Origin of the sequence: Klebsiella sp. MS 92-3 (genome assembly GCF_000195655.1) — a bacterium.
GTDB lineage: Bacteria > Pseudomonadota > Gammaproteobacteria > Enterobacterales > Enterobacteriaceae > Klebsiella > Klebsiella pneumoniae.
The window spans coordinates 51,683-60,316 of sequence record NZ_GL882741.1 but is presented as its reverse complement, the minus strand read 5'-3'; the positions used below and the strand labels follow the sequence as shown (position 1 = coordinate 60,316).

Annotated in this window: 6 protein-coding genes and 5 tRNA genes; 1 reads left to right on the top strand and 10 read right to left on the bottom strand. The window is 56.1% G+C overall.

Annotation, left to right across the window (positions count from 1 at the left end; all coding sequences use genetic code 11):
• Window positions 1–76 precede the first annotated feature (76 nt).
• The 10 genes from HMPREF9538_RS22690 to nagB all read right to left on the bottom strand — a co-directional run bounded on the left by HMPREF9538_RS22690 (window position 77) and on the right by nagB (window position 6,896).
• A tRNA-Met gene (locus HMPREF9538_RS22690) sits at window positions 77–153 on the bottom strand.
• Between the two features lie 23 nt (window positions 154–176).
• Window positions 177–251, bottom strand: a tRNA-Gln gene (locus tag HMPREF9538_RS22695).
• Between the two features lie 36 nt (window positions 252–287).
• Window positions 288–362: transfer RNA gene (locus HMPREF9538_RS22700), tRNA-Gln, on the bottom strand.
• 23 nt (window positions 363–385) lie between these two features.
• Window positions 386–470, bottom strand: a tRNA-Leu gene (locus HMPREF9538_RS22705).
• Window positions 471–478: 8 nt separating this feature from the next.
• Window positions 479–555 (bottom strand) — tRNA-Met (locus HMPREF9538_RS22710).
• A 237-nt stretch (window positions 556–792) separates the two neighbouring features.
• The gene (gene asnB, locus HMPREF9538_RS22715) at window positions 793–2,457 is read right to left on the bottom strand and encodes an asparagine synthase B (RefSeq protein WP_002894734.1); all 1,665 of its coding nucleotides are present in this window, start codon (window positions 2,455–2,457) and stop codon (window positions 793–795) included.
• A gap of 278 nt (window positions 2,458–2,735) precedes the next feature.
• The gene (locus HMPREF9538_RS22720; protein ID WP_002894738.1) at window positions 2,736–3,488 is read right to left on the bottom strand and encodes an HAD-IIA family hydrolase; all 753 of its coding nucleotides are present in this window, start codon (window positions 3,486–3,488) and stop codon (window positions 2,736–2,738) included.
• Between the two features lie 116 nt (window positions 3,489–3,604).
• Window positions 3,605–4,825 (bottom strand): DNA-binding transcriptional regulator NagC, encoded by a 1,221-nt coding sequence (gene nagC, locus HMPREF9538_RS22725; protein WP_002894742.1) that lies wholly within the window; start codon window positions 4,823–4,825, stop codon window positions 3,605–3,607.
• An 8-nt stretch (window positions 4,826–4,833) separates the two neighbouring features.
• Window positions 4,834–5,982 carry an N-acetylglucosamine-6-phosphate deacetylase gene (gene nagA, locus HMPREF9538_RS22730; protein WP_002894747.1) on the bottom strand — a complete coding sequence of 383 codons (1,149 nt, stop codon included), beginning with the start codon at window positions 5,980–5,982 and terminating at the stop codon, window positions 4,834–4,836.
• Window positions 5,983–6,095: 113 nt separating this feature from the next.
• The gene (nagB, locus tag HMPREF9538_RS22735) at window positions 6,096–6,896 is read right to left on the bottom strand and encodes a glucosamine-6-phosphate deaminase (RefSeq protein ID WP_009484154.1); all 801 of its coding nucleotides are present in this window, start codon (window positions 6,894–6,896) and stop codon (window positions 6,096–6,098) included.
• 314 nt (window positions 6,897–7,210) lie between these two features.
• Here nagB and nagE point away from each other — a divergent pair.
• Window positions 7,211–8,634, top strand: a 1,424-nt coding sequence (gene nagE / locus HMPREF9538_RS22740) for a PTS N-acetyl glucosamine transporter subunit IIABC (protein WP_009484153.1), incomplete at its 3' end; no start/stop codon positions are given.

Here is an 8,634-nt window from a genome sequence, read left to right as displayed (position 1 = left end):
CCGGTGCCTTACCGCTTGGCGATACCCCAACAAATTGTTTGCGGATTTATCGATGCGTATCGATACGTCCAGAATTTGGTGGCTACGACGGGATTCGAACCTGTGACCCCATCATTATGAGTGATGTGCTCTAACCAGCTGAGCTACGTAGCCTAATTGTCTTGCTGCTTCTTCGATGGCTGGGGTACCTGGATTCGAACCAGGGAATGCCGGTATCAAAAACCGGTGCCTTACCGCTTGGCGATACCCCAATACCGTCGCGGTGAACCGCAAATATCGAAGAAATATGGCTGGGGTACCTGGATTCGAACCAGGGAATGCCGGTATCAAAAACCGGTGCCTTACCGCTTGGCGATACCCCATCCGTACAACGCTAACTGGTGAATGGTGCGGGAGGCGAGACTTGAACTCGCACACCTTGCGGCGCCAGAACCTAAATCTGGTGCGTCTACCAATTTCGCCACTCCCGCAAAAAAGATGGTGGCTACGACGGGATTCGAACCTGTGACCCCATCATTATGAGTGATGTGCTCTAACCAGCTGAGCTACGTAGCCATCTTTTTTTCGCGTAACCTTATCGGCGTTGCGGGGCGCATTATGCGTATTGGGCCTGCGAGCGTCAACCTCTTTTTCAAGGAAAATCGTTGTAATGTGACTGTTTGGTTAGGTTGCGAACAGCTCGCTGGAATATTCGGCAATTATTGGTTATTTATCGTTTTTCAGCGGTATAAATCCGGCAAAAAGAAAACGGACCCCGGAGGGTCCGTTTTGCGTTTCACCGCCCGTCTGGGCTTATTTGTAGGCCGACTGGTGGACACCGACCGCGCGGCCTGATGGATCGTTCATGGTTTTGAACGCTTCATCCCACTCAATGGCTTTCGCTGAAGAGCAGGCCACCGACGGACCGCCAGGGACGCACTCCGCCGCGCTCGGCAGCGGGAACAGCTCTTCGAAGATCTCGCGGTACAGATAGCCTTCTTTGGAGGTCGGCGTGTTGTACGGGAAGCGGAAGCTTGCGGTTTCCAGTTGCTGGTCGCTGATCTGTTTGGCGGCCACTTCTTTCAGGGTATCGATCCAGCTGTAGCCGACGCCGTCAGAGAACTGCTCCTTCTGGCGCCAGGCGACGCTGGCCGGCAGGTAGGATTCAAAGCATTCGCGCAGAATGTGTTTTTCCATTTTGCCGTTGCCGCACATCTTATCCTGCGGGTTAATGCGCATCGCGACGTCGAGGAACTTCTTGTCGAGGAACGGCACGCGGGCCTCCACGCCCCAGGCGGACATCGCTTTGTTGGCGCGGGCGCAGTCAAACATATGCAGCGCCTGCAGCTTACGCACCGTCTCTTCGTGCAGTTCTTTGGCGTTCGGCGCCTTATGGAAGTAGAGGTAGCCGCCGAACACTTCGTCCGAACCTTCGCCGGAAAGCACCATTTTGATGCCCATGGCTTTAATTTTCCGCGACATCAGGTACATCGGCGTCGAGGCGCGAATAGTGGTCACATCGTAGGTTTCGATGTGATAGATAACGTCGCGGATGGCATCCAGCCCTTCCTGGACGGTAAAGTGAATTTCGTGGTGCACGGTGCCGAGGTGGTTGGCCACCTCCTGCGCCGCTTTCAGGTCAGGAGAGCCTTCCAGACCGACCGCGAAAGAGTGCAGCTGCGGCCACCAGGCTTCGCTACGCTCCTGATCTTCGACGCGACGGGCGGCGAATTTCTTGGTGATAGCCGAGATGACCGATGAATCAAGACCGCCGGAGAGCAGCACGCCGTAAGGCACGTCGGACATCAGGTGGCTTTTCACCGACTCTTCCAGCGCCTGGCGCAGCTCGTTCTTATCGGTAACGTTGTCTTTCACCGCGTCGTAATCAAACCAGTCGCGCTGATAGTACTGGCGAATTTCGCCGTCTTTGCTCCACAGGTAGCTGCCCGCCGGGAACTCTTTAATGGTGCGGCATACCGGCACCAGCGCTTTCATTTCGGAGGCGACATAGAAGTTGCCGTGTTCGTCATGGCCCATATACAGCGGGATAATGCCGATATGGTCGCGGCCGATTAAGTACGCGTCTTTTTCGCTGTCGTACAGGGCGAAGGCGAACATTCCCTGCAGATCGTCGAGGAACTCCGGGCCTTTTTCCTGATACAGCGCGAGGATCACTTCGCAGTCGGAACCGGTCTGGAACTGGTAGCGATCGCCATACTCCGCGCGCAGCGCCTGGTGGTTGTAGATCTCGCCGTTAACGGCCAGCGCATGGGTTTTTTCGGCGTTGTACAGCGGCTGGGCCCCGGCGTTGACGTCGACAATCGACAGGCGCTCGTGCGCCAGAATCGCTTTGTCGCTGGCATATACGCCAGACCAGTCCGGACCGCGGTGGCGCATCAGGCGGGAAAGCTCCAGCGCCTTTTTACGCAGCTCGCCTGCGTCAGTTTTAATATCCAGTACGCCAAAAATAGAACACATAGCCTTCTCCATTACCCTGTCGTGTTTGATGTTGTGCTGGCTTCGTCTCGTGGCGAAGCCTGAGTGCGTGCTTAAGAAAATGCCGTAAAGGGGGAGCAGGCGCAAGGGTTTTGCGGCCGGAAAAAGAAAAAACGCAACCGTGATTGTTGAACAGTGAAAAAAGAGTATCTTTTGAACGGCTTTATTGAGGAATTCGTATTTATAGGCCGTTTTTATTAGATGGAGTAATTCTGATGGGCGCTAGAAATGAAAAACCACGTCCTGCGACGTGGTTGGCATCAGAAAATATCGATTTCCGCGACGGAAGGGTAAATCCACGACGGGCGGAACGGCATGCTGTCGATATCGTCGAGGGTGGAGACGCCGGAGAGCACCAGAATAGTCTCCAGCCCCGCCTGGAAACCGGCCAGTATATCGGTGCGCAGGTTATCGCCGACGATCACCGTCTGCTCGGAGTGAGCTTGCATTTTATTCAGCGCTGAACGGATGATCCACGGGCTGGGTTTGCCGACGTAAAACGGCTTACGGCCGGAGATCTTCTCGATCCCGGCGCACAGCGCGCCGCAGGCAGGGTAGAAGCCGCGACCGTGCGTATCCGGGTTAGTGGCAATGAAGCGGGCGCCGTTGGCGACGAAGAAGGCGGCCTTATGCATCATTTCCCAGTTAAAGGAGCGAGTTTCCCCGACGATGACAAAATCCGGGTTCACATCGGTAATGGTAAAGCCGGCTTTGTACAGCTCGTGGATCAGCGCCCCTTCTCCCACCACGTAGGCTTTTTTGCCTTCCTGGCGACGCAGAAAATCGGCGGTGGCCATCGCTGAGGTGTAAAAGGCGCTATCCGGAACATCAATTCCAGCGGTGGCGAAACGGTTCGCCAGATCCTGGCCGGTTTGCGACGGGTAGTTGGTCAGCATTACCAGCGGCATGCCTTTATCGAGGATGCGCTTGATAAACTCGGCTGCGCCGGGAACGGCGACGTTATCGTGCATCAGTACGCCGTCAATATCACAAATTATGTTTTGAATGGTCATGGTGGGTCCAGAATCATTAACAAAGACGAAACTATACGCGTCATCGATGAGGTTTCACACCTCTGACGGGCGAGGCCCGCCCGTATCAAGGTGACGCGCTATCAGAAAAGGGGCGATTAGCTCTCAAGCAAACGCTGCAGCAGCGTGCCATTAAGCATGGCGCGTTTGACCAGCGCGAAGGCGCCGATTGCAGAGCGGTGATCGAGGGTGGAGCGCACCACCGGCAGGTTCTTACGAAACGCCTTAAGCGCCTGGGCGTTAATGCAGCCTTCGATGGCCGGAAGAAGGACCTTTTCAGCTTCCACTATTTCGCCGGCGACGACGATTTTTTGTGGGTTGAACAGGTTAATGGCGATGGCGATCGTTTTCCCGAGGTGGCGCCCCACGTACTCAATCACCTCGCAGGCCAGGGCATCGCCCTTGTTGGCCGCTTTGCAGATAGTTTTGATCGTGCAGTCATCCGGCGTCAGACGGCTCTGGTAGCCCTGCTCCAGCAGGTGGCGAACCCGCTGTTCAATGGCGGCATTGGCCGCGACGGTCTCCAGACAGCCGAAGTTGCCGCAGTGGCAGCGTTCGCCCAGCGGGTCGACCTGAATATGGCCAATTTCGCCAACGTTGCCGTTGCGGCCGATAAAAATGCGCCCGTTGGAGATAATCCCCGCCCCGGTACCGCGGTGCACGCGCACCAGAATGGAGTCTTCGCAATCCTGGCTTGCGCCAAAATAGTGCTCGGCCAGCGCCAGGCTGCGGATATCGTGGCCAACAAAGCAGGTAACGTTGAAGCGTTTCTCCAGCGCCCCGACCAGGCCCCAGTTTTCCACCGCAATATGCGGCATATAGCGGATCACGCCGCTTTCCGGGTCGACGAGGCCCGGCAGGATCACTGAGATAGCGATCAGCTCGCGAATTTTGCGCTGACAGTTTTCGATAAAGGTGGCGATGATATTCAGCAGGGCGTGTTCCAGCGTTTCCTGGGTGCGCTCGGGCAGCGGGAAGTGCTCCTCTTCCAGGGTCTTGCTGCTTAAATCATACAGGGTCAGAGTGGCGTCATAGCGGCCAAGCCGCACGCCGATGGCGTTGAAGTTGCGAGTTTCTGCGATGATAGAGATAGCGCGGCGGCCACCGGTGGAGGCCTGCTGATCGACTTCTTTGATCAGGCCGCGCTCAATAAGCTGACGCGTGATTTTGGTCACGCTGGCAGGGGCAAGCTGGCTTTGTTCGGCTATCTGAATGCGCGAGATGGGCCCATGCTGGTCAATCAGGCGGTACACGGCCGCGCTGTTCAGTTGTTTTACGAGGTCAACGTTACCAATTTGAGCTTGTCCGCCTGCTGTCATACTTTTACTTACTCAGTGACGACCTCGTTACCATTAACGATGGTCTTGGTGATTTTATAATCGCGTGTAAAGGCGGTCAGGTTAGCGACCATGCCCGGCGCAATGCTGCCGAGCTGCTTGTCCACGCCGATAGCGCGCGCAGGATAGAGCGTCGCCATGCGCAATACTTCGTCCAGTGCCACGCCGCAATGCTCAACCAGATTACGCACCCCTTCAATCATGGTCAGGGAAGATCCGCTGAGGGTGCCGTTTTCATCTACGCACAGCCCATTGCGGTAGTATATTGTTTTCCCGGCAAAAATGAACTGGTCAATATTCGCCCCCGCCGGCGCGGTGGCGTCGGTGACCAGGCACAGCTTGTCGCCTTTCAGGCGCTTGGCGTTGCGCACGTTGGCGTAATCGACGTGCATCCCGTCGACGATGATACCGCAGTAGACATCCGGCTCGTCAAAAATCGCCCCGGCAAGACCCGGTTCGCGGCCGGTAATGTACGGCATCGCATTATACAGGTGGGTGGCAAAGGTAATGCCCGCGCGGAAGCCGACTTTCGCCTCTTTCAGCGTAGCGTTGGAGTGGCCCGCGGAGACAACGATCCCGGCGGCGACCAGTTTGCGGATCACTTCTGGCTCAACGCGCTCAGGGGCGAGGGTCACTTTGGTGATCACATCGGCGTTGTCGCACAGGAAATCGACCAGCGCCGCGTCCGGTTTACGCACGTAGTCCGGATTGTGGGTGCCTTTCTTAACGATATTCAGCCACGGCCCTTCGAGATGCAGGCCCAGCGCCTGGTTCGGATGTTTTTGCAGATATTCGCGCATCACGCGCACGCCTTGCTTCATCAGATCGTCGCTGGAGGTAATCAGCGTCGGCAGGAAGCTGGTGCAGCCTGAGCGTTCGTTGGCCTTCTGCATGATCTCCAGCGTTTCGACAGTGACCGCCTCTGGGCTGTCGTTAAACTGCACGCCGCCGCAGCCGTTGAGCTGGACGTCGATAAAACCGGGGGCGATTATTGCGCCGTTGACTGAGCGCTGCTCGATGTCAGACGGCAAATCTGCCAGCGGACAAAGACGTTCGATAAAGCCATTAGCGATAACAACCGCATGGTCATCGAGAATTTCATGACCGGTATAAACCCGGCCCTGGGTTAATGCATACATTACGACCCCCGGTATATACGCCTCATCAGGTCAGCGTTCGTTCGTTTGCCGCCGGCATGATGGTGCGTACAAAGAAAAAGATGATCCCGCGCCCGGGCGCGGGGAGGGCTACATTACAGACCTTTAATATTTTCAGCTTCTAATTCGTTGAAATATTTCAGCGTCTTCACTTTCAGCTCCATGGTGGACGGTTCGTCGCAGACGATCACCGCCTTCGGATGCAGCTGCAGACAGGTAATGGTCCACATGTGGTTGACGTTACCTTCTACCGCCGCCTGCAGCGCCAGCGCTTTCTGATGACCCAGCACCAGAATCATCACTTCTTCTGCGTCCAGCAGGGTGCCCACGCCGACGGTCAGCGCATATTTCGGCACCAGATCCACATCGCCGTCGAAGAAGCGGGAGTTCGCTACGCGGGGTTCATGGGTTAGGGTCTTAATACGGGTGCGGGACGCCAGAGAAGAGGCCGGTTCGTTAAACGCGATATGACCATCGTTGCCCACGCCGCCCATGAACAGGTGGATTTTACCGTAGGAACGAATTTTTTCTTCATAGCGACGGCATTCCGCATCAATGTCCGGCGCGTTACCATTCAGCAGGTTGATATTTTCTGCCGGAATATCAACGTGGTCAAAGAAATTACGGTGCATAAAGCTATGATAGCTTTCCGGATGCTCTTTCGGCAGGCCAACGTATTCATCCATGTTAAAGGTGACGACGTGCTTGAAGCTAACCTGGCCTGCTTTATGCATTTCAACCAGCGCCTTGTAGGCGGTCAGCGGGGTACCACCGGTTGGCAGACCCAGGACGAACGGACGGTCCGCGGTTGGTTTAAATGCATTAATGCGGTTAACGATATGGCGGGCAGCCCATTTACCGACCTGCTCAGCGGTTACCAGGGGAATCAGTCTCATTCTTCACCTCTATAGTCAAAGTAGATTCTGGCGGATTGGCGCCAGCACTCTAAGGAGAGTATTGCAGCAACTGCGCCGACCGGGGTCAATCCGTGTTGATTTTTTGAATGATAAAATAAGTTTTCGTTGTTAGCCAGTGCAAGGGAGGAGGGAATACGATATTTGGTGATAATTATCACAAAAAATACCCGTTTAATTTGCGATACGAATTAATTTTTCACACACTTTGCCGGTAAGTGATAAAACCGACCTTGTTACACAATAAAAAAGTGGCTTTGAAATGAGCCTCATCGGGGTCTCATAGGGGGAATAAGATGAATATTTTAGGTTTCTTTCAGCGACTGGGTAGGGCGTTGCAGCTCCCTATCGCAGTGCTGCCGGTCGCGGCATTGCTGCTGCGTTTCGGGCAACCAGACCTGTTGAATGTACCCTTCATCGCGCAAGCGGGTGGGGCGATCTTCGATAATCTGGCGCTGATCTTCGCAATTGGTGTGGCATCAAGCTGGTCCAAGGATAACGCCGGTTCTGCGGCGCTGGCCGGTGCGGTAGGGTATTTCGTGATGACCAAAGCGATGGTCACCATCAACCCGGAAATCAATATGGGCGTGCTGGCCGGTATCATTACCGGTCTGGTGGCAGGGGCGGTATACAACCGCTGGGCCGGCATCAAGCTGCCGGACTTCCTGAGCTTCTTCGGCGGCAAACGCTTCGTGCCGATCGCCACCGGCTTCTTCTGTCTGATCCTCGCGGCGATCTTCGGCTACGTCTGGCCGCCGGTGCAGCACGCTATCCACTCTGGCGGCGAATGGATCGTCTCCGCAGGGGCGCTCGGTTCCGGTATCTTTGGTTTCATCAACCGTCTGCTGATCCCAACCGGTCTGCATCAGGTGCTGAACACCATCGCCTGGTTCCAGATTGGTGAGTTCACTAACGCCGCTGGCGCTGTGTTCCACGGCGACATCAACCGCTTCTACGCCGGCGACGGCACCGCGGGGATGTTCATGTCCGGCTTCTTCCCAATCATGATGTTTGGTCTGCCGGGTGCGGCGCTGGCGATGTATCTGGCGGCGCCGAAAGCGCGTCGTCCGATGGTAGGCGGTATGCTGCTGTCCGTGGCCATCACCGCGTTCCTGACCGGGGTAACCGAGCCGCTGGAATTCCTGTTCATGTTCCTGGCTCCGCTGCTGTACCTCCTGCATGCGGTGCTGACCGGTATCAGCCTGTTCATCGCAACGGCGCTCGGGATCCATGCGGGCTTCTCCTTCTCCGCAGGTGCAATTGACTACGTGCTGATGTACAGCCTGCCGGCCGCCAGCAAAAACGTCTGGATGCTGCTGGTGATGGGCGTGGTGTTCTTCTTCGTCTACTTCCTGCTGTTCAGCGCGGTGATCCGCATGTTCAACCTGAAAACGCCGGGTCGTGAAGACAAAGCCGCTGACGTGGTAACGGAAGAAGCCAACAGCAACACTGAAGAGGGGCTGACCCAGCTGGCGACCAGCTATATCGCCGCGGTGGGCGGAACGGACAACCTGAAAGCCATTGACGCCTGTATCACCCGTCTGCGTCTGACCGTGGGCGATTCGGCGAAGGTGAACGACGCCGCCTGTAAACGTCTCGGCGCGTCCGGGGTGGTGAAACTGAATAAGCAAACCATCCAGGTTATCGTCGGTGCGAAAGCAGAGTCTATCGGCGATGAGATGAAAAAAGTGGTTACCCGCGGCCCGGTAGCGGCAGCGGG

Excerpts from the sequence above, each read along its gene's own strand:
- asnB (WP_002894734.1), bottom strand. The coding sequence starts at position 2,457 with ATGTGTTCTATTTTTGGCGTACTGGATATTAAAACTGACGCAGGCGAG.
- HMPREF9538_RS22720 (WP_002894738.1), bottom strand. The coding sequence starts at position 3,488 with ATGACCATTCAAAACATAATTTGTGATATTGACGGCGTACTGATGCAC.
- nagC (WP_002894742.1), bottom strand. The coding sequence starts at position 4,825 with ATGACAGCAGGCGGACAAGCTCAAATTGGTAACGTTGACCTCGTAAAA.
- nagA (WP_002894747.1), bottom strand. The coding sequence starts at position 5,982 with ATGTATGCATTAACCCAGGGCCGGGTTTATACCGGTCATGAAATTCTC.
- nagB (WP_009484154.1), bottom strand. The coding sequence starts at position 6,896 with ATGAGACTGATTCCCCTGGTAACCGCTGAGCAGGTCGGTAAATGGGCT.